A 19741-nucleotide genomic window follows, 5' to 3' on the forward strand; every position below is an offset into this window, starting at 1 on the left:
ACTTTTCACGGCAGGGGCATATGCTTTGCGGTTGACATCGGGTGGTCCACAGGTAAAAGGCGGCAATTCAGTTTGAACCGGGGGCCTTTGTCCTCCGATGTTGTGGAGACGACAATGGCGAAGCCGACGACGATCAAGATCCGTCTGAACTCGACGGCGGGCACCGGGCACTTCTATGTGACCAAGAAGAATGCCCGCACCATGACCGAGAAGATGACTGTCCGCAAATACGATCCCGTGAAGCGGGAGCATGTGGAATACAAAGAAGGCAAGATCAAGTAAGATCGCCTTCCGTCACGATGCAGGAAACCCCGGAGCCTTCGGCTTCGGGGTTTTTTCGTGGCTGCGGTCCGGGCATGAAAAAACCGGCCCCGAAGGGCCGGCCATGTGCGTGAAAGCCCTGCGGCCTCAGTCGCGGTTGCCCATGAACTGCAGCAGGAACATGAACAGGTTGATGAAGTCGAGGTAGAGCTGCAGCGCGCCCATGATGGCGGCCTTGCCCAGCCATTCGGCATCGCCCATCTGGGCGTGCTGGATGTAGGTCGTCTTGATGTTCTGCGTGTCATACGCGGTCAGACCGGCAAAGATCAGCACACCGATCGCCGAGATGGCGAACATCAGCGCCGGCGATTGCAGGAAGATGTTGACGATCATCGCGACGACGAGGCCGATCACGCCCATCATCAGGAAGGTGCCGAGGCCCGACAGGTTGCGCTTCGTAGTGTAGCCATAGAGCGACAGCGCCGCGAAGGCGACCGCCGTGACGAGGAAGGTCTGCGCGATCGATGCCCCCGTGAAGACGAGGAAGATCGACGACAGCGACAGCCCCATCAGCGCCGCATAGGCGTAGAAGAAGACCTGCGCGCCGGCGGCCGAGAGCTTGTTGATCAGCGCGCCGAAGGCGAAGACCATCAGCAGCGGCGCGAACATGATCACCCATTTCAGGGGCGAGGCGTAGATCGCGTTACCAAAACCGGTCAGGTACTGATCGCCCATCTGGGCCACCGCCTGCGACGGATCGGTCGTGACCGCCAGCCCCGCGACGGCCCATGCGGCCGCGCCCGTCAGCAGCATGCCCACCGACATGACGCCGTAGACCTTGTTCATGTGGGCGCGAAGGCCCTGATCGATCTCGGCTGCGCGGGCACCCGCGCGCGCATGATCGACCGACTGGTATTGAGCCATGTGTTCCTCCGTGGACTCGTCGGGGGGCCGCGCTCAGAAGGGGCCCCCGCCATTGCATCTTATATTGCCATCCCGTCCGCCCAATTCAACAAAGACGGCGCGTCGCAACCATCGCTGATCTTTGCGATATATCAACAATATGGGCGTATTCGTGACGTTTTGACGCAGCGGAACGTGGTTGACGCACAGCTTGAGGAAACACGCAAGAGTGTATCGAAAAAAGTTGACACCCGCATGGGATGTATTACCCATCCATCGATCTGATATTTGCAAGAACCATTCCAAAAGCCGACATGCAAGCGGCATTTTAACCGAGACCTCAGAGACATAAGATGACACATCAAGTGGACGCCCATGTAGGCAAACGCATACGGCACCGTCGTTGGATGACCGGGATGACCCAGCAGCAGCTGGCCGAATCCGTTGGCATCAAGTTCCAGCAGATCCAGAAATACGAGACGGGCGCGAACCGCGTCAGCGCCTCGCGTCTGTGGGACATCGCTGCGGCGATGGGCGTCGGCATCGGCTTCTTCTTCGAAGGTCTGGAAGGTGCGGGGGAGATGGTCCAGGATCCGACCCACAACAAAGAAGCGCTCGATCTCGTGCGCATCTACTATTCCATCCCCGAAGAGCAACGGCGCAAGCTGTTCGATCTGGCGCGCGTCCTCGGCGCAGCCTGATATGCACACCAACGAGATCGTGGCCACCGCCCATGCCTTGGCCGATGCCGCGCGGGCCGCGACCCTCGCGCATTTCCGCAGCCCGCTGCTGGAGGCTGATAACAAGGCCTCCGGGCATTTCGACCCGGTGACCGCCGGCGATCGCGCCGCCGAGGATGCGATGCGCGCGATCCTTGCCGAGCGCCGCCCCCATGACGCCATCCTCGGCGAGGAGCGCGGCCATACCAAGGGCGAAAGCGGCCTGACATGGGTGCTGGACCCGATCGACGGCACGCGCGCCTTCCTCTGCGGTGCGCCGAGTTGGGGCGTGCTGATCGCCGTCTCGGACGAGAGCGGGCCGATCTATGGCCTGATCGACCAGCCCTTCATCCGGGAACGGTTCGAGGGCGGCTTGGGCATCGCCCGCACCGACGGCCCCCTCGGCCCGCGGGATCTTCGCACGCGCCCCCCGCGCCCTATGTCCGAGGCGCTGCTGATGTCCACCTTCCCCGAGGTCGGCACCGCCGAAGAGCAGGCCGCCTTTGGCCGCGTCGCGGCGCAGGCACGGCTGACGCGCTATGGCATGGATTGCTATGCCTATGCGCTCGTGGCGGCAGGGCAGATCGACCTCGTGATCGAAGCGGGCCTTCAGCCCTATGACATCCAGGCGCCGATGGCCGTGATCGAGGCTGCGGGCGGGATCGTGACCGATTGGCAGGGCCGCCGCGCCCCGCAGGGCGGGCGCATCATCGCCGCCGCCAATCCGCAAATCCATGCCGAAGCGCTCGAAATCTTGAACGGCTAGGTCCCCTTCCCTTTCCGGGCCGCGCGGCTAGCTCTTGCGCCGCGCATCTCGGAAAGGACATCCGCATGAAACTCACTTGGCTTGGCCATGCCGGCTTCCGCCTGGAGATCGAACAGGCCGTCATCCTCATCGATCCTTGGTTCAGCGGCAACCCGGCCTTCCCCGAGGGCCGGGAAGACGAGGCCACCCGCGGCGCCACGCATCTGCTGATCACCCACGGCCATGGCGATCACACGGCGGACGCGCTGAAGATCAGCAAGCAGCACGGCATTCCCATCGTCGGCATCGCCGATCTGGTGGATTGGTGGTCCGGCGAAGAGGGGATCGAGGGCGTCGGCTTCAACAAGGGCGGCACGGTCGATCTGAACGGTGCCAAGGTCACGATGGTGAATGCGGTCCATTCCTCGTCGATCAGCGGCAAGAGCACGCCGATCTATACCGGCACCGAATCCGGCTACATGATCGCCGGCGAAGGGCATGTCATCTATCTGTCGGGCGATACCGACATCATGGCCGATATGGAATGGATGGGCGATTACCATAAGCCCGATATCGGCATCCTCGCCTGCGGAGGCCATTACACCATGGATATGGACCGGGCGGCCTATGCGGCGCGGCGCTGGTTCGATTTCAAGACGGTGATCCCCTGCCATTACCAGACCTTCCCGGCACTGGCGCAATCGGCGCAGCCGCTCATCGACGCCCTGCCCGGCGTGTCGGTCATCGAACCGCAGATCCTGACTCCGATCGACCTCTGAGCGTCAGCTCTGCGCGCCCATCAACTCCTGCGCGATCTGCTGGACGATGGGACGGGCCTCCTCCTCGGTCATGCCGGGGCGGAGGCGCGGATCGTAGAGGATCTTCAGCATCAGCTCGTCCATATCCGTCAGCAGGGCGAATTCCTCGTCGTCGTTGAAGATCGAGGGCCGCGCCCGCGGGCTGTCATTGGCAAGGCCCATGGCCTGCGCCACCTCCTCGTGTAGGCAGGCGAGGCTCAAGAGATCGGGATGCTCTTCGCGGATCAGGGCGAAGGCGCCGGTATAGGTGCTCGTCGCGTCCGAGGTGGCATAGGCGAGGCAATAGGTCTCGCGCGGAAGGTCGGTGACGGCCTTCACCTCGTTCGGCGTCAGGCCGGGGGCGGCCTTGGCGATGGCCGCGCCCATGCGGCGGCGCTCATCCTCGTTCACGATGAAGATGGTGAGGTTGGGATGATCCTTGTTCAGCCCGATCGGATGCCCGCTGACGCGCGACAACCGCGCGAGATAGGAGCCGATGCGCGCCTTCTCGATCGCGCGCTGCCGTTCGGGAACGGAGTCTCCGAAGACGAGGCCAACCCGCACCGGGCGGTTCCAGCGACGGAGCGGGGCCGGTGTCTCGCGCTGTACGAAACCGTCGCCGTCGCGGGCATATTCGTCGCGCAGCGCGATCAGAACGAAGGTATCGGCAAGGATACGGTCATCGAAGGGGGTATCCGCCCCGCCCCCATCCGTGCGCATCAGCCCGCGCGACAGAAGGTCCGACTGCACGCTGGCGTAATAGCGGCGCAGCGCCTCCGACAGATCGGAGGGCGCTTCGACGGTCTTGCGCTCGGGCCGCGGCTTCGGGCGCACCGGCTCCACCGGGGTCGGCGGCTCGGGCGCCTTGGCGCAGGCCGCCAGCAACAGCAGCAGCAGGGTCGTCCCTCGAAGGAGCGGCCAACGCAGCATCCTACCCCCAGTCGTGTGTCAGGGTCTGCGGACGGCCGCGCGCCGCGCTCAGCGCGTCGCGCAGATCGGTCTCCATCTTGGCAAGGCTGTCTTCGGCCGCAGCGCGGCGGCCCTTCGCCTCTTCGGAGATGTGCAGGCTTTCGTTGATCGCCGCGATCAGCGCCACGTTGGCCGCGCGCACGGATTCGACATCGAAGACGCCGCGCTCGATCTGGGTGCGGATCTCGCGGTTGGCATCGCGCAGGTTTTCGGCATTACGGGTCAGAAGCTCGTTCGTCAGATCCGTCGCCGCCGCGATGGAGGCCGCCGCCTCGCGCCCGCGCTGGATCGTGACGGCTTGGGCCAGCTGCGTCTCCCACAGCGGGACGGTGTTCACGAGGGTGGAGTTGATCTTGGCCACGAGGCTCTTGTCGTTCTCCTGCACGAGGCGCAACGAGGGCAGCGCCTGCATCATCACCTGACGCGTCAGCTTCAGATCATGCACCCGGCGGTCCAGATCGTCGCGCATGGCCCGCAGATCGCGCAGGCCCTGCGCCGCGGCCCCCTTCGCATCGTCGGGCAGATCGTTCAGCGCGGCCTCGCGCGCGGGGATGGTCGTCTGGTCCAGTTCCGCCAGCTTCTGATCCCCCGCAAGGATGTAGATCACCAATGCATCGTGGAAGGCCAGCGTCCGATCGTAGAGCGTATCGAGATTGCGGATGTCCTTCAGTAGCTGATGCTCGTGGCGCAGCAGATCCTCGGTCACGCGGTCCAGCTGTTCCTGCACGCGTTCATAGCGGCTGACGAATTTGGCGAAGGGCGCGGTGCGGCCCGTCACCTTCTCCCACCAGCTGCGGTCGCGCCGGATGTCCAGTTCCGACACGGAGAAACCGCGGATCGCCGTCACGATGTCCCGAAGGCTGTCACCGGCCGGGCCGATGTCCTTGTTCTTCACATCCTCCAGCATCTTGGCGCTGATCTCTTGCAGCTCCGCCTGCGCCTTCGCGCCGAACCCGATGATGGAGGCGCTGTCGCTCAGATCGATCTCGGCCATGCGGGCCTTCACGGCTTCGGCGCGGTCGGGGGTCAGCCCTTCGGCGGCGATCGAGACATCGGCATCGTCCGGAACGGCGTTCGCGGGCAATGCGTCGATATCCTCGCGCTCCTTGGCGGCTTGCTCGGCGACGGTGGTCTTCATGCGTATCCTCTCATTCCCGCGTCAGGCGTTCGCGCAGAACGCCGATCTCGGTATCCAGATCGGTCCTGTCATCGCGCACCAAGGCGGACGTACGACGTGAAAAGGTAGTTTCAAGGTCCGACAGCAGCGCCTCGTAGTCGCGGCGGGCCTGCATGTCGGGGTGATGGGCCTGAAGGGCGGCGAATTTTACCGAGGCATCGCGCGCCCCTTCGAGGTAGATCCCCAGATATTTGCGCGCGCCCGACAGATCGCGGGGGTCTTCCTCCACCTGCCGGAACAGGATGCGGGCGGTCGCGGCGAATTCCGCCACCCGAGCCTCCAGCGCGGGATCGTGAAGCGGCGCGATGGCGGCGTGCATGTCCGAAAGGAACGCCTCCCCCCGGTCCACCGCGCGGCCCACGCGGTCCGCATCCGACCCGCCCTTGCCGCGCAAGGGATCGGCGCCAAAGCTGGCCACATGCAGACCGGCCCCCAGAACGCCGAGGATCAGCGGCTGCAAAAGCCCGCCCTGCGGCAGACTGCCGATGGCAAGCGCGAGCCCCGTCAGCCCGGCCCCCATCAGTTTGCGCGGCAGCGACGGGGCACGCGCCACGGGGCGCAGATCGAAGGCGATCTCGGCCCGCAGCCCTTCGCGCGTCAGATGCGAGGCACCGAACAGCAGCGCGCAGGCGGCGAAACCCGCCAGCATCTGGCCCGTACCGCCGCCGAATCCCCCAAGGAAGAACAGGATGGCCGGCAGCAGCAGAAGCCGCGCCCGCGTGCCGCCCCGAAGGCGGCGGCGCCCATCGAAGGCGCTGCGCAGATGACGGCCCGTGCGCGTCATCAGCCGCCCCCGCCCGTCGCGGCAAAGACGAGCACGCCCATCAAAAGCAGAAAGGCGACCTTTTCGAAACCGGTGCCGGACATGTGCGCCTCCTGTCTGCCGGATGTCGGACAAGACCTAGCGCATGCGAAATGCCGATGCCAGCCCGCACCCGGAATCAGGCGCCCCGCGCCTTGGTCACGGGGCCGCGCACCCCGCGCCACGCCCCGGCCACCAGCGCCAATCCCAGCACACGGTCGGGGTTGGTCGGCGGCGGCATCACCACGTCGTCCAGCTTGCGAAACCCGAACCGGCGGTAATAGGGCTCGTCCCCCACCAGCATCACCCGCTCCCACCCAAGGATGCGGGCTTCCTTCAACGTCTCGGTGATCAGCAACGCACCCAAGCCTTCGCCCTGACGGGTGGGGTGAACCGCAACCGGGCCCAGCAGCAGCACGTCATGTTCGGCGACCTCGGCCGGCCAGTAGCGGATCACCGCGGCGATCGGGCCTTCGGGATCGCGCAGCACCGCCGACAGCCCGGCCACCGGTGGCACACCGTCGCGCAGCCGGTACGAGGACAGCGCCGTCCGTCCCGGCGCGAAACACAGGTCGTACAGGGCTTCGACCTCCCACCAATCGGCGGGTGTTTCCTGCTGCAACTGATACACGCGGCCCCCGTTTTGTCTGGAAATCCGCCTAGCATGGGTCCACAACCATCGCAAACTCTAAGGAGATTTCCATGTTCTATCGGCCCCAAGACGGTCACGGCCTGCCCCATAACCCCTTCAACGCGATCGTCACGCCCCGGCCGATCGGCTGGATCTCCACGCGGGCGGGATCGGGGGACAATCTGGCGCCCTATTCGTTCTTCAACGCCGTGGCCTATGTGCCGCCGCAGGTCATGTTCGCCTCGACCGGGGAAAAGGACAGCGCCAGCGCGATCCGCGAAACGGGGGTGTTCTGCGTGAACATCGTCTCCACCGACATGGCGGTGCAGATGAACGAAACCTCGGCCAGCCTGCCGCGCGGAGTGGATGAGTTCGTCGCCGCGGGTCTGACCAAAGCCGAATGCGACACGATCGACTGCCCGCGCGTCGCCGGCGCGCCCGCCGCCCTCGAATGCCGGGTGACGGAGATGATCGCCCTGCGCGGAGAGGGCAATCTGCTGATCCTCGGCGAGGTGACGGGCATCCACATGCGCGACGACTGCCTCGTGGACGGGCGGTTCGACGTGACGCGGTTCCAGCCGCTGTCGCGGCTGGGATATCGCGATTACGCCTCGGTCACCGAGGTGTTCGAGATGGGCCGCCCCGACGACCGTTCGGCGTAGGCGCCGTGCGCGGCGGCCGGGCCCCGGTGGCGGGGGCCGGCTTCTCGCTGCCCCGCACCACGCGGCGCGGCTTCTTGGCGGGGGGCGCGGCCGGCGCTTCGGGAACCTCGGACAGGCCGAGCTGATCCTTCAGCACGCGGGGGCGGATCTCCTCCACCTCGCCGGGCTTCAATTCGTTCAGGCGGAAGGGGCCATAGCTGACGCGGATCAGCCGGTTCACCGTGACGCCGATGGCGTCCATCGCGCGGCGGATTTCGCGGTTGCGCCCTTCGCGCAGGCCCACGGTCAGCCATGCATTCGCGCCCTGATGCCGGTCCAGCGTCACATCCATGGGCTGGAAGCGCTCCCCCTCCACGACGATGCCCTTGCGCAGCGGTTCGAGATCGGGATCGGTCGGATTGCCCTTCACCCGCACGCGGTATTTGCGCAGCCATCCGGTGGACGGAAGCTCCAGCCGCCGCTTCAGACCGCCATCGTTGGTCAGCAGCAGCAGCCCTTCGGAGTTGAGGTCCAGCCGCCCCACCGACATCACGCGGGGCATATCCTCCGGCAGCGTGTCGAACACCGTATCGCGGCCCTTTTCGTCGCTGGCCGAGGTGACGAGACCGATCGGTTTGTAATAGAGCCACAGCCGCGCGGGTTCGGGCGCCTCCAGCGGTTTGCCCTCCACGGTGATGCGGTCCTTCGCGGTCACGTTCAGCGCGGGGCTGTCGATGATCTTGCCGTTGACCGTCACAAGGCCGGCCTCGATCATCCGCTCGGCCTCGCGCCGCGAGGCGACACCGGCTCGGGACAGGACCTTGGCGATGCGCTCGCCGGCGGGAATGGGGTCGGCCATGGGGAATCCTTGTTTGCAGCCCGCAACGATATGGGTGGACAAGCCCGCGCACAAGGCGGCATGACGGTGCCATGAGCCCCTTTCGCAGCCATATGCAGACCGCGCTGGACGAAGCCGCCGCCGCGGCCGCCCGCGGCGAGGTGCCCGTGGGGGCCGTCTTGGCCGATCCCTCGGGGCGCATTCTGGCGCAGGCGGGCAACCGCACGCGCGAATGGCACGACCCCACCGCCCATGCCGAAATCCTCGTGATCCGGGAGGCGTGCCGCCGCATCGGCTCCGAGCGTCTGATCGGCCATCACCTCTATGTCACGCTGGAGCCCTGCCCCATGTGCGCGGCGGCGATCGCGGCGGCCCGGATCGCGCGGCTCTATTACGCCGCCTCCGATCCAAAATCGGGCGGCGTCGCGCATGGGGCCCGCGTTTTCCGCCATCCGCAATGCCATCACGCGCCCGAGGTCTATGACGGGCTGCGCGAGGGCGATGCCGCTGCACTTCTGCGCCGCTTCTTCGCTGGCCGGCGTTGACATGACGCGGCCGCCCGCCCATGACGACATCCAGACAGGAGGCCCGCCATGCCCGCACTCGACCTGACCCGCATCCTATCCGAGGCCCGCATCCCGGACCTGCCGAACCCCTATTTCGGCAAGGTGCGCGATTGCTACGACCTGCCCGCCACCGAAGAACACGGGCCGCGGCGCATCCTCATCTCCTCGGACCGCATCTCGGCCTTCGACCGCATCCTGACCTCCATCCCGTGGAAGGGGCAGGTGCTGACGCAGATGGCCCGCTGGTGGTTCGAACAAACCGCCGACATCGCGCCGAACCACGTCCTCGCCTATCCCGACCCGAATGTGGTGGTGGGGCGGCATGTCACCATCCTGCCGGTGGAGATCGTGGTGCGCGGCTATCTGGCGGGCACGACCGGCACCTCGGTCCTCACGCTCTATAAGAAGGGCGTGCGGGAGATGTATGGCCATATCCTGCCCGACGGCCTGCGCGACAACGAAGCGCTGCCCCAGCCGCTGATCACCCCCACCTCCAAGGCGTTCGACGGCGGCCATGACGAACCGCTCGATGCGGCATCCATCGTCGAGAACGGTCTGCTGACGCAGGCCCAGTGGGACGAGGTGTCGACCATGGCCCTTGCGCTCTTTGCGCGCGGTCAGGCCATCGCGGCCGAACGCGGGCTGATCCTCGTCGATACCAAATACGAATTCGGTCTGGACGAGGATGGCCGCATCCTTCTGGCCGATGAGATCCACACCCCCGACAGTTCGCGCTACTGGCTGGCCGATGGCTATGCCGCCGCCTTCGCCGAAGGCAGCCGCCCGCCCAGCTTCGACAAGGACGTGATCCGTTCCTGGGTGGCCGAACGCTGCGATCCCTATGCCGATCCGATCCCCGAGATCCCGGCAGAGATGATCGCCCGCACCGCCGCCGCCTATGTCGAGGCGTTCGAGATGATCACCGGCCAACCCTTCGCACCCGACGCCTCGGGCGCGACGCCTCTGGACCGCGTGCGGCACAATCTGGCGGCCTTCCTCGGATAGGGCTTGCCCGCGCAGACGGGTTTGCTATTCACGCCGGGCCGGATGGGTGGCCGAGTGGTTTAAGGCTCTGGTCTTGAAAACCAGCGTAGGGGGAACTCTACCGTGGGTTCGAATCCCACCCCATCCGCCACCTACCCTTTCGCGCATCCCTCGGGCGTCTCGAAGGCGCCCATGCGTTCGTGCAGGATCGGGATGAATTCCCGCGCCATACGCGACAGGGGCTGATCCTCGGGCAGCGCGACGACATAGTCATAGGTGATGCGCGGTTCGAACGGGCGGGTGACGACCCCGTTGCGCCGCCACGAGGCCGCCGCGAAGGGTTCGATCACGCCCACGGCCAGATGCTCGGCGATCATGGCATATCCCGTATGCGAGCTTTGGGTGCCGAGATCGGAGCGGAAGCGGATCGCCGCCCGGTCCAGCACGCTTCGGGTGTCGTTCCAGTTCATGTTCCCCTCGGGGATGATGCGCAGGACGTTCTCGCCGGTCAGGTCCTGCGGACGGATCACCTCTTGGGAGGCAAGGCGGTGATCCTCGTGCATGGCGCAGACATGATCGACGCGGGCCATCACCCGCTGCTCGATTCCCGGCAGGTCGGGAAAGGCATGCGCGATGCCCATATCGGTCTGGAACGTCTGCAACCGAAGGGCGATCTGAGAAAACGATGCCGTTTCGATCTCCACTGATGCTTTTGGATGCAGTTTGAGAAACTCCGCGATGGCGCCCGGCAAGACACCTGTGGATAATGCGGGCGTCGCGCTGATGCGCAGGGCGCTACCGCCATGCTCGCGGATCTGCTTCGCCGCATTCTCCAATTCGCCGACGCCGATGAAGAACCGCTCCACCCCGCCGAAGAACTTAAGCGCCTCGGGCGTGGGATAAAGGCGGCCCTTGTTCCGGTCGAACAGATTGAATCCCAAGTGAGATTCCAGATCGGTGATGAGGCGGCTGACCGCGGGCTGCGTCACGCACATCAGGCTCGCGGCCTTGGCGGTGGTGCCCGTGCGCATGACATGGCGAAAGGCTTCAAGCTGGCGATGCTTCATTCCGAAACCCCGATAGTATCACATTTACGCATCCCCCTATACCATTAAATCATTTGAAGTAATCCCATCCTGTCGGTCTTCTCTGCGAAAGCGTTAAGGACTGTGACACGATGATGAAGCCGAAGATCCTCCTTGCCGGCTACGGAAGCTGGGCAAAAGCGGACACGAACCCCGCGCAGGCGATCGCGCTGGAGATGAACGCTCGCCACTGGGACGCCTGCGAGGTGATCGGCCTCGAGATGCCGGTCGCGACCGAAGCGCTGGCCGAAGAGATCGGCCGCCTGCTGGATCTTCACGCCCCGGCCGCTTGGATCGGGATCGGCGTATCCCCCGCGCCGGTGGTGCAGGCGGAGATGGTCGGCATCAACTGGCGCGATTTCGACGTGCCCGACGTGACCGGCGCTACCATGGCCCGCACCCAGATCGTCGAGGGTGGCCCCGCCGCCTATGACGCGACCCTGCCGAATGCCGAGATCGTCGCCGCGATCCGCAGCGCCGGTGTGCCCGCCGCGCTGTCCTTCCACGCGGGCACGCATCTGTGCAACCAGATGCTCTATACCGCCGCCCGCCTGATCGAGATGCGCGGCCTTTCCACCTTGAACGGCTTCATCCACGTCCCCCAGACGCCGGAGAACATCCTGCTGGAGCAGGGCCGCAACATCCGCAAACCCTCCATGAGCCTGCAGATGAGCAGCGAGGCCCTTGCCCGCACCATCGAGGCGACCGCCCGCGCCCTGCGCGAACGCGCTCAGCCGTCGGCGTGAGGGGGCGGATCATGCAGGGCACGACGCAGACCCCGGCCTCCCCGATCCTGTCCGTGCGGGATCTGACGATCGAGTTCGGTCAGGGCGCATCGGCCCTGCGCGCCGTGGACGGGCTGTCCTTCGATCTGGCGCCGAACCGGACGCTGGCCATCGTGGGGGAATCGGGTTCGGGGAAGTCGATCTCCTCGCTGGCGGTGCTGGGGCTGCTGAAGCATCTCGGCGGGCGCATCGCCTCGGGCAGCATCGCCTTCCAAAGCGCGCAACTGGGCCGGACGATCGACCTTGTCCAAGCGCCGCAGCCCCTGCTGCGCAAGATCCGCGGCAAGGAGATCGCGATGATTTTCCAAGAGCCGATGACCTCGCTGAACCCGGTCTTCACCATCGGCTCGCAGATGGCCGAAACGCTGGCATTGCATGACGGGCTGTCCCGCCGCGTCGCGCGGGCGCGGGCGGTGGAGTTTCTGGATCTGGTGCGCCTTCCCAATGCGCGCCGCCTTCTGGACAGCTATCCCCACCAGCTTTCGGGCGGGATGCGCCAGCGGGTGATGATCGCCATGGCGCTGTGCTGCCAGCCCAAGATCCTGATCGCGGATGAACCGACGACGGCGCTGGATGTGACGATCCAAGCGCAGATCCTGCACATCATCCGAGAGCTTCAGGCCGATCTCGGCACATCGGTGATCTTCATCAGCCATGACATGGGCGTCGTGTCCGAAATGGCCGACGACGTGCTGGTGATGAAGGCCAGCCGCCGGATCGAGAGCGGGCCGGTGCGCGATGTCCTCGGCGCACCGCGAGAGGACTATACCCGCGCGCTGCTGGCGGCCGTGCCGCGGATCGGCAGCATGACGGGCACGGACGCGCCCCGCCTCTTCGATCTGCCGGGCGCGCCCGCCCTGCCCGCAGAGCCCGCGACCGCCCCCCAGAAGGCTGCCGACCGCCCGCTTCTCGATATCGAGGATCTGACCACGCGCTATGACATCCGCGGCGGCTTTTTCGGCAATGTGACGCACCGCGTCCACGCAGCCGAAAAGGTCTCGTTCAAGATCTATCCCGGCGAGACGCTGGCCCTTGTCGGGGAATCGGGCAGCGGAAAATCCACCGTCGGCAAAAGTATCCAGCAATTGGTGACGCCGGTGTCGGGGCGCATGCGCTATCACGGGCGGGACATCTTCTCTTTGCCGGCGGCGGATCGGAAGGCGTTCCAGAAGCAGACGCAATATGTCTTCCAAGACCCCTACGGATCGCTCAACCCGCGCAAGACGGTGGGCGAAAGCCTCGTGGAGCCGGCCGTCGTCCACGGCCTCGTCACGACGAAGACGCAGGCGCGAAAGCTGGCGGCGGAACTGCTGGCCAAGGTCGATCTGCCGGCCGACCATGCCGCGCGCTATCCGCATCAGTTTTCAGGCGGGCAGCGGCAGCGCCTGTGCATCGCGCGGGCCCTTGCCTGCGATCCCAGCCTGATCATCGCGGATGAGGCCGTCTCGGCGCTGGATGTGTCGGTGCAGGCGCAGGTGGTGAACCTGATGATGGGGCTGCAGGCCAAGCACAACCTCTCCTACCTCTTCATCACCCATGACATGGCGGTGGTGGAACGGATCAGCCACCGCGTCGCGGTCATGTATTTGGGCCAGATCGTGGAGATCGGCACCCGGCGACAGATATTCGAGAACCCTCAGCACGCCTATACCAAGCGCCTGCTGAGCGCGGTGCCCGTGCTGAACCCCGGCCAAAGACCCACCCGCCGCCCGATCGAGGGAGAGATCCCGAGCGTGATGCGCGCCGTCGGCGACGAACCCGAACCGGTCATGCTGCACCGCGTCTCGGACGGGCATTTCGTTGCGGCATGACAAGAAACGACCAACAGATCGAGGGATGACATGAAATCAATATCGGCCCCACCCACCCGGAACGCGCTGCGTCTGGCCCTTCTCGCCTCGGTTCTGGGCGCGGCTGTGCCGGGGGCATCCTTGGCCGAAACGGTCCTGACCGTGGCCCAGCGTTCGGACCCGCAGAACCTCGACCCGATCGATACCTTCAAGATCTCTTGGGGCGCGATCGGCAGCAACGTGTTCGAAGGGCTGGTCTTCCGCGGCGAGGATCTGGAGCTTCAGCCCGGCCTTGCCACCTCGTGGGAATTTCTGGACGAGGATCGCCGCATCCGCTTCCACCTGCGCGAGGGGGTGGAGTTTCAGGATGGCGAGCCCTTCGACGCGGCTGCGGTGAAATACACCTTCGACCGCCTGCTGGGCGAACAGGGCGAAAAAGGCCCGCAGCGTTCCAACTACACCTCCATCAAGGAGGTGGTCGTGGTGGATGATCGCACCGTCGATTTCCTGATGAACCGCCCCGACCCCGTGCTGCTGACGAAGCTTGCAGGCTACGGCGCGATGATCGTGCCGCCCGACTATATCGAAAAGGTCGGCGAAGAGGCCTTCGATATGAAGCCCATCGGCACCGGCCCCTTCCGTGTGGAGGAATACACCCCCGGCGTCGGGGTGAAGCTGGTGAAATCGGACAGCTACTGGAACGGCGCGGCCAAGGTCGATGCGGTGAACATCCGCTTCATCCCGGAAGACGCGACGCGCATGGCCGAACTGCAATCGGGCGGCGTGGATATCGCGCTGGATATCCCGAAGCCCTCGGTCGATACGATCCGCAAAAGCCGCAACCTCGAGCTCGTCTCCGTGGACGGCCCGACGGTCAGCCTGACGCGGTTCAACACCCAATCGGGGATCACCGCCGATCCGCGCGTGCGCCGCGCCATCGCCCATGCGATCGACACGAACGCAATCATCCAATCGCTGCTGGGCGGCATGGCCAGCCCCATCGCCAGCGCGCAGGGTGCCAAATCCTTCGGCAACGACCCGGACCTCGCGCCCTATGCCTACGACCCGGAACTCGCCAAGACGCTGCTGGCCGAGGCAGGCGTGGCGCCGGGCACGGAGATCAGCCTCGATTATCCGAGCAACGACAACACCTTCCGCGAGGTTTCTCAAGTGATGGCGGCCTATCTGGGCATGGTCGGCCTGAACCTCTCGGTGCATCCCTATGAATACAACGTCTATTACAACGACATCCTGCCCAACGGGAAAACGGGCGCGCTCTATTACTATGCGTGGGGGGGCTGGACGTTCGATTTCGACAACACCGCCTATCTGCTCTATCACAGCGGCGAGCGTCAGAACGCCTATATCTCGGACCCCACCCTCGATGCGCTTCTGGAACAGCAGCGCGACACCTATGACCAGCAGGTCCGCCTGACGGCGCTGCAGGGCGTGGCCGATTACGTCTACGAACACACGCTCGATCTGCCCCTCTACAACGAGGCGACGCTTTATGCGGTGAACAAACGGGTCGGGGGCTTCGTACCCGCGCCGGACAACCGCCTCCGCTACATGAACGTCACGGTCCAATAACGGACGCGGCCGGTCCGGGATGCCTCGGGCCGGCTCGAATATCCATCCGCGAAAGGGTCCGATCATGCCCGTCCTCCGCTTCATCCTGCAACGCGTGGTGCAGGCCATACTCGTGACATTGGTCGTCACGCTGTTCGTGGCCTTTGCCATCCGCCTGACCGGGGACCCGGCCGTCATGCTGGCGGGCGATTCCAGCGGCGTCACCGAACAGGACCTCGCCCGGTTCCGCGAGGCGCTGGGCCTGAACGATCCGTTCCTCGTGCAATATTGGGGCTTCGTGAAAAGCCTCGTGACGCTGGACTTCGGGCAGTCGTTCTTCCGCGGCTCGGTTCGGGATCTGATCGGCGGCGCCCTGCCCGCGACGTTGCTGCTGGCGGCGGCCTCCATGGCGGTGTCGGTCTGCATCTCCATCCCGCTCGGCATCCATTCGGCGCTGCACAAGGGCGGGATCTCGGATCAGCTGATCCGCGTGCTGTCGCTGGTGGGTCTGTCCTTTCCCAATTTCTGGCTGGGCATCATGCTGGTGCTCCTGTTCGCCATCGCCTTCCCGATCCTGCCCGCCTCGGGCTTTCAAAGCTGGAGCGCGCTGATCCTGCCCGCCACCACGATCGGCATCATCCTGACGGCCACCAATGTCCGCCTCGTCCGCACCCAGATGCTGGAGACGCTGTCCGCGCAATATGTGATGGTCGCGCGGGCCAAGGGCCTCAGCGAATGGACCGTCATCTACAAGCATGCGCTGCGCAATGCGGCGATTTCCATCGTGACCTTCCTCGGGCTGCAATTCGGCAATTTGATCGGCGGGCTGGTCATCATCGAACTGGTCTTCAACTGGCCCGGCATGGGAACGCTCTCGATCGACGCCATCTCTCAGCGTGATTATCCGCTGCTGCAGGCGACGGTCTCCATCCTCGCGATCATGATCGTCGCGGTGAACTTGGCGGTGGATCTGATCTACGGCCTCATTGATCCTCGTATCCGGGTGGCCTGAATGTCCGACATCAACCTTCATCCCGCGCCCTCGCGGATTCGGCGCTTTCTCGACAGCCGCTATGCCCGAATGGAATTCGTGGTCGGCGGGGTGCTGACGGTCACGCTGCTGTCGCTGGTGCTGCTGGCGGGCGTCCTGTTTCCCGGCGGCGGATCGCAGGTCGATCTGATGGCGCGACTGAACGGGCCGTTCCAATCGCTCGGCCATCCGCTCGGGACCGATCCGCTGGGCCGCGACATCCTTGCGCGCATCGTGCATGGCGGCAAGGTCTCGCTGCTGGTGGGGCTGCTTTCGGCGCTGGGGGCGGTCGTCCTCGGGACGGTGATCGGCCTCTTCGCCGGCTACTATCGCGGCATCCTCGACAGCTTCGTGATGCGCTTTGCCGATGTGCAACTGGCGCTGCCCTTCATCCTGCTGGCCATCACCGTCATCGCCATCATCGGGCCGGGGATCGACCGGATCATCGGACTGATGATCGCCTCGCAATGGGTGCAATATGCCCGCCTCGTCCGCGGCTCGGTCCTGAGCCTGCGCGAGAGGGAGTTCGTGCAGGCCGCCCGCAGCTATGGCCTGCCGAACCGCCGCATCATCTTCGGCCATATCCTGCCGAACGCGCTTGCGCCGCTGATCGTGCTGCTGACGCTGAACATCGCGAACAACATCCTGCTCGAAAGCTCGCTGACCTTCCTCGGCCTCGGCGCCGATCCGCAGACGCCCAGCTGGGGCGGCATGCTGGCCGAGGGGCGCAGCTACATCCAGACCGCATGGTGGGTCACGGTCTTTCCCGGCCTTGCGATCATGCTGACGGTGCTGGGGCTGAACCTGCTGGGCGATTGGCTGCGCGACGAATTGGACCCGCTGGGTCAGAGCCGCTGAGGATGGCGCCCCCGGCCATGACCGGGGGGCCGCGTTTCAATAAAGGAAGTACCGCTGCGCCAGCGGCAGTTCCTTCAGGGGCTCGCAGGTCAGGATCTCTCCGTTCGCGCGCACCTCGTAGGTTTCGGGATCGACGGTCAGTTCGGGACGGGCGTCGTTCAGGATCATGTCGGCCTTGCCGATGCCGCGCGTGCCCCGCACCGCCACCGTCTGTTTCAAAAGGCCAAGCTGGCCGCGAATGTCCGCCTCCTCGGCGGCCTGCGAGACGAAGGTAACGCTGCTGGCCGTCCGCGCCCCGCCATAGGCCCCGAACATCGGGCGCGAATAGAACGGCATCGCCGGGATGGACCCATTGGGATCGCCCATCTGCGCCACCGCGATCATGCCGCCCAACAGCACCATTTCGGGCTTCGTGCCGAAGAAGGCCGGGCTCCACAGCACCAGATCGGCGCGCTTGCCCTCCTCCACGCTGCCGATATGCGTCGAGATCCCATGGCAGATCGCCGGGTTGATCGTGTATTTCGCGATGAAGCGGCGGACGCGCAGGTTGTCGTTCGGCCCCTCGGCCCCGCGCTGCACCTTCATCTTATGCGCGGTCTGCCATGTGCGGGTGATGACCTCCCCCACCCGGCCCATCGCCTGACTGTCCGAGGACAGGATCGAGAGCGCGCCCATATCGTGCAGGATATCCTCGGCGGCGATCGTCTCGCGCCGGATGCGGCTTTCGGCAAAGGCCACATCCTCGGGGATCGAACGGTCGAGGTGATGGCACACCATCAGCATGTCCAGATGCTCCTCCACCGTGTTGGCGGTGTAGGGCATGGTCGGGTTGGTGGAGGACGGGATCACGTTCGCCGATCCCACCACCTTCAGGATGTCGGGGGCATGGCCGCCACCCGCGCCTTCGGTGTGGAAGGCGTGGATCGTGCGCCCGCCGATCGCGGCCAGCGTGTTTTCCACGAAGCCCGATTCGTTCAGCGTGTCGGTGTGGATCATCACCTGCACGTCCATCCGGTCCGCCACCGTCAGGCAGCAGTCGATGGCGGCGGGCGTGGTGCCCCAATCCTCGTGCAGCTTCAGCCCGACGGCCCCAGCACGCACCATCTCCTCCAGCGCCTCGGGGCGCGAGGCGTTGCCCTTGCCGGTGAAGGCGAGGTTCATCGGAAAGGCATCGGCCGCCATCAGCATCCGGCCCAGATGCCACGGACCGGGCGTCACCGTGGTGGCCAGCGTGCCATGCGCGGGTCCGGTGCCGCCGCCCAGCATGGTCGTCATGCCGGAATGGAGGGCATGCTCCACCTGCTCGGGGCAGATGTAGTGGATGTGGCTGTCCATGCCGCCGGCGGTCAGGATCCGCCCCTCGCCGGCGATGACCTCGGTGCCCGGACCGATCACGATGTTCACGGCGGGCTGGGTGTCGGGGTTGCCGGCCTTGCCGATCTTGTGGATCAGCCCGTCCCGAAGCCCGACATCGGCCTTGTAGATCCCGCTGTGATCCACGATCAGCGCGTTGGTGATGACGGTATCGACCGCGCCTTGCGCCCGCGTCGCCTGCGACTGGCCCATGCCATCGCGGATCACCTTGCCGCCGCCGAACTTCACCTCCTCGCCATAGGTGGTCAGGTCGCGTTCCACCTCGATGATGAGGTCGGTATCGCCCAGCCGCACCCGGTCGCCCGTGGTGGGGCCGAACATGGCGGCATAGGTCGCGCGCGAAATCTCAACCGGCATCGAGCGCCCCCATCACCTGTCCGTTGAACCCCCAGACCTGACGCGCGCCCGAAAGCGGCACCAGACGCACCTCGCGGCGCTGGCCCGGTTCGAACCGGACGGCCGTGCCTGCGGCGATGTCGAGCCGGTGGCCGCGCGCCGCCGCGCGGTCGAAATCCAGCCCCGGATTGGTTTCCGCGAAATGATAGTGCGAGCCGACCTGCACCGGGCGATCGCCCGTATTGGCGACCATGATCGTGATCGCATTCGCGCCGGCATTCAGGGTGATGCTGCCCTCGGCGGGGAAAATCTCTCCGGGGATCATGTCAGCCCCCCATCGCCAGCAGGACACCGCCAAACGCCGCCGCCGCACCTGCAGCCCGTGCCAGCGGCGCGAGATATCGGCCTGCCACGATCCCGGCCATGTGCAGCGCGCCCGTCGCCAGCACGAAACCTGCGGCGAAGGCGGCATGGCCCTGCGGCCCCTCCGCCCCATGCGCAAGGCCGTGCGCCGCGCCGAAAAGCGCGATCATCCCGACCGACAGGGCCAGCGGCAGGCGCAGCGCCAGCGCCGCCGCCGCCCCCAGAAGGATGACGGAGGCGAGGATCATCGGCTCCGTCCCGGCCGATGCGATCCCGGCCATGCCGAGCAATCCGCCCGCCACCATCGCGCCTACGAACGCAAGCGGCATCGCCCAAAGCGCCCGGCCCCCAAGCGCGGCCGCCCAAAGCCCGACCGCCACCATCGCCAGAACATGATCCGCCCCGCCCAGCGGATGGCCAAGCCCCGCCATGAACGGAGAGCCCGCGTCATGCCCCGGATGCGCCGCCGCAAGCGAGGGGGCGAGGATCAGAAGAAGTGTCAGAAGTTTCGTCATCGG

The 19741-nt window shown here is 65.8% G+C and carries 22 protein-coding genes and 1 tRNA gene; 13 read left to right on the plus strand and 10 right to left on the minus strand.

Translation table 11 applies throughout. The features are described from left to right. The first annotated feature begins 114 nt into the window (after positions 1 to 114). Positions 115 to 282 (plus strand): 50S ribosomal protein L33, encoded by a 168-nt coding sequence (gene rpmG, locus GR316_RS04790; RefSeq protein ID WP_018301779.1) that lies wholly within the window; start codon positions 115 to 117, stop codon positions 280 to 282. A gap of 126 nt (positions 283 to 408) precedes the next feature. Here the strand turns inward: rpmG and GR316_RS04795 are convergent, their stop codons facing one another. Then, positions 409 to 1185, minus strand: a complete 777-nt coding sequence (locus GR316_RS04795; RefSeq protein WP_211784894.1) for a Bax inhibitor-1/YccA family protein — start codon at positions 1183 to 1185, stop codon at positions 409 to 411. 332 nt (positions 1186 to 1517) lie between these two features. Between GR316_RS04795 and GR316_RS04800 the strand changes: the two genes are divergently transcribed. The 3 genes from GR316_RS04800 (at position 1518) to GR316_RS04810 (ending at position 3407) form a co-directional block, all read left to right on the plus strand. After that, on the plus strand, positions 1518 to 1865 hold the full coding sequence (locus GR316_RS04800) for a helix-turn-helix domain-containing protein (RefSeq protein WP_211784895.1): 348 nt from the start codon (positions 1518 to 1520) through the stop codon (positions 1863 to 1865). 1 nt (position 1866) lies between these two features. Then, on the plus strand, positions 1867 to 2649 hold the full coding sequence (locus tag GR316_RS04805; RefSeq protein ID WP_211784896.1) for an inositol monophosphatase family protein: 783 nt from the start codon (positions 1867 to 1869) through the stop codon (positions 2647 to 2649). Positions 2650 to 2714: 65 nt separating this feature from the next. After that, positions 2715 to 3407 (plus strand): metal-dependent hydrolase, encoded by a 693-nt coding sequence (locus GR316_RS04810; protein ID WP_211784897.1) that lies wholly within the window; start codon positions 2715 to 2717, stop codon positions 3405 to 3407. A gap of 3 nt (positions 3408 to 3410) precedes the next feature. On the opposite strand, the gene GR316_RS04815 is transcribed toward GR316_RS04810, so the two are convergent. From GR316_RS04815 to GR316_RS04830, 4 genes are all read right to left on the minus strand, one after another. Beyond that, complete coding sequence (locus GR316_RS04815; RefSeq protein ID WP_211784898.1) at positions 3411 to 4355, minus strand: DUF2927 domain-containing protein; 945 nt, start codon at positions 4353 to 4355, stop codon at positions 3411 to 3413. Position 4356: 1 nt separating this feature from the next. Beyond that, positions 4357 to 5532 carry a toxic anion resistance protein gene (locus tag GR316_RS04820; protein ID WP_211784899.1) on the minus strand — a complete coding sequence of 392 codons (1176 nt, stop codon included), beginning with the start codon at positions 5530 to 5532 and terminating at the stop codon, positions 4357 to 4359. A 10-nt stretch (positions 5533 to 5542) separates the two neighbouring features. Continuing rightward, positions 5543 to 6355 carry a 5-bromo-4-chloroindolyl phosphate hydrolysis family protein gene (locus tag GR316_RS04825; RefSeq protein WP_211784900.1) on the minus strand — a complete coding sequence of 271 codons (813 nt, stop codon included), beginning with the start codon at positions 6353 to 6355 and terminating at the stop codon, positions 5543 to 5545. 157 nt (positions 6356 to 6512) lie between these two features. After that, positions 6513 to 7004, minus strand: a complete 492-nt coding sequence (locus GR316_RS04830) for a GNAT family N-acetyltransferase (protein WP_211784901.1) — start codon at positions 7002 to 7004, stop codon at positions 6513 to 6515. 71 nt (positions 7005 to 7075) lie between these two features. Here GR316_RS04830 and GR316_RS04835 point away from each other — a divergent pair, with 71 nt between their 5' ends. Then, positions 7076 to 7666, plus strand: coding sequence for a flavin reductase family protein (locus GR316_RS04835; protein ID WP_211784902.1), 591 nt, complete (start codon positions 7076 to 7078; stop codon positions 7664 to 7666). On the opposite strand, the gene GR316_RS04840 is transcribed toward GR316_RS04835, so the two are convergent. Continuing rightward, a complete protein-coding gene (locus GR316_RS04840; protein ID WP_211784903.1) occupies positions 7620 to 8504 on the minus strand; it encodes a pseudouridine synthase in 885 nt (294 codons plus the stop codon). The genes GR316_RS04835 and GR316_RS04840 overlap by 47 nt on opposite strands. Positions 8505 to 8575: 71 nt before the next feature. Between GR316_RS04840 and GR316_RS04845 the strand changes: the two genes are divergently transcribed. The 3 genes from GR316_RS04845 to GR316_RS04855 all read left to right on the plus strand — a co-directional run bounded on the left by GR316_RS04845 (position 8576) and on the right by GR316_RS04855 (position 10184). Further along, positions 8576 to 9028: a nucleoside deaminase gene (locus GR316_RS04845; RefSeq protein ID WP_211784904.1), complete on the plus strand. Its 453-nt coding sequence runs from the start codon at positions 8576 to 8578 to the stop codon at positions 9026 to 9028. Between the two features lie 48 nt (positions 9029 to 9076). Beyond that, complete coding sequence (locus GR316_RS04850) at positions 9077 to 10054, plus strand: phosphoribosylaminoimidazolesuccinocarboxamide synthase (protein ID WP_211784905.1); 978 nt, start codon at positions 9077 to 9079, stop codon at positions 10052 to 10054. Positions 10055 to 10094: 40 nt separating this feature from the next. Then, a tRNA-Ser gene (locus tag GR316_RS04855) sits at positions 10095 to 10184 on the plus strand. A gap of 1 nt (position 10185) precedes the next feature. On the opposite strand, the gene GR316_RS04860 is transcribed toward GR316_RS04855, so the two are convergent. Then, positions 10186 to 11100 carry a LysR family transcriptional regulator gene (locus GR316_RS04860; RefSeq protein WP_211784906.1) on the minus strand — a complete coding sequence of 305 codons (915 nt, stop codon included), beginning with the start codon at positions 11098 to 11100 and terminating at the stop codon, positions 10186 to 10188. A 110-nt stretch (positions 11101 to 11210) separates the two neighbouring features. On the opposite strand from GR316_RS04860, the gene GR316_RS04865 reads away from it, so the two are divergent. The 5 genes from GR316_RS04865 to GR316_RS04885 all read left to right on the plus strand — a co-directional run bounded on the left by GR316_RS04865 (position 11211) and on the right by GR316_RS04885 (position 17150). Continuing rightward, a complete protein-coding gene (locus GR316_RS04865) occupies positions 11211 to 11864 on the plus strand; it encodes a pyroglutamyl-peptidase I (RefSeq protein WP_211784907.1) in 654 nt (217 codons plus the stop codon). An 11-nt stretch (positions 11865 to 11875) separates the two neighbouring features. Continuing rightward, positions 11876 to 13714: an ABC transporter ATP-binding protein gene (locus tag GR316_RS04870; protein WP_211784908.1), complete on the plus strand. Its 1839-nt coding sequence runs from the start codon at positions 11876 to 11878 to the stop codon at positions 13712 to 13714. Positions 13715 to 13744: 30 nt separating this feature from the next. After that, positions 13745 to 15283: an ABC transporter substrate-binding protein gene (locus GR316_RS04875; protein WP_211784909.1), complete on the plus strand. Its 1539-nt coding sequence runs from the start codon at positions 13745 to 13747 to the stop codon at positions 15281 to 15283. A gap of 64 nt (positions 15284 to 15347) precedes the next feature. Next, complete coding sequence (locus GR316_RS04880; RefSeq protein ID WP_211784910.1) at positions 15348 to 16274, plus strand: ABC transporter permease; 927 nt, start codon at positions 15348 to 15350, stop codon at positions 16272 to 16274. Then, positions 16275 to 17150: an ABC transporter permease gene (locus GR316_RS04885; protein ID WP_211784911.1), complete on the plus strand. Its 876-nt coding sequence runs from the start codon at positions 16275 to 16277 to the stop codon at positions 17148 to 17150. 36 nt (positions 17151 to 17186) lie between these two features. Here the strand turns inward: GR316_RS04885 and ureC are convergent, their stop codons facing one another. Genes ureC through GR316_RS04900 form a run of 3 tightly spaced genes read right to left on the minus strand, consistent with a single transcriptional unit; the run spans position 17187 to position 19738 of the window. Next, positions 17187 to 18881 (minus strand): urease subunit alpha, encoded by a 1695-nt coding sequence (gene ureC / locus GR316_RS04890; protein ID WP_211784912.1) that lies wholly within the window; start codon positions 18879 to 18881, stop codon positions 17187 to 17189. Beyond that, positions 18871 to 19185 (minus strand): urease subunit beta, encoded by a 315-nt coding sequence (locus tag GR316_RS04895; protein ID WP_211784913.1) that lies wholly within the window; start codon positions 19183 to 19185, stop codon positions 18871 to 18873. The genes ureC and GR316_RS04895 overlap by 11 nt, the downstream gene beginning before the upstream one ends. Position 19186: 1 nt before the next feature. Next, a complete protein-coding gene (locus GR316_RS04900; RefSeq protein WP_211784914.1) occupies positions 19187 to 19738 on the minus strand; it encodes a HupE/UreJ family protein in 552 nt (183 codons plus the stop codon). Positions 19739 to 19741: the final 3 nt, after the last annotated feature.

The organism is Falsirhodobacter algicola (genome assembly GCF_018279165.1).
GTDB classification, from domain to species: Bacteria; Pseudomonadota; Alphaproteobacteria; order Rhodobacterales; family Rhodobacteraceae; genus Falsirhodobacter; species Falsirhodobacter algicola.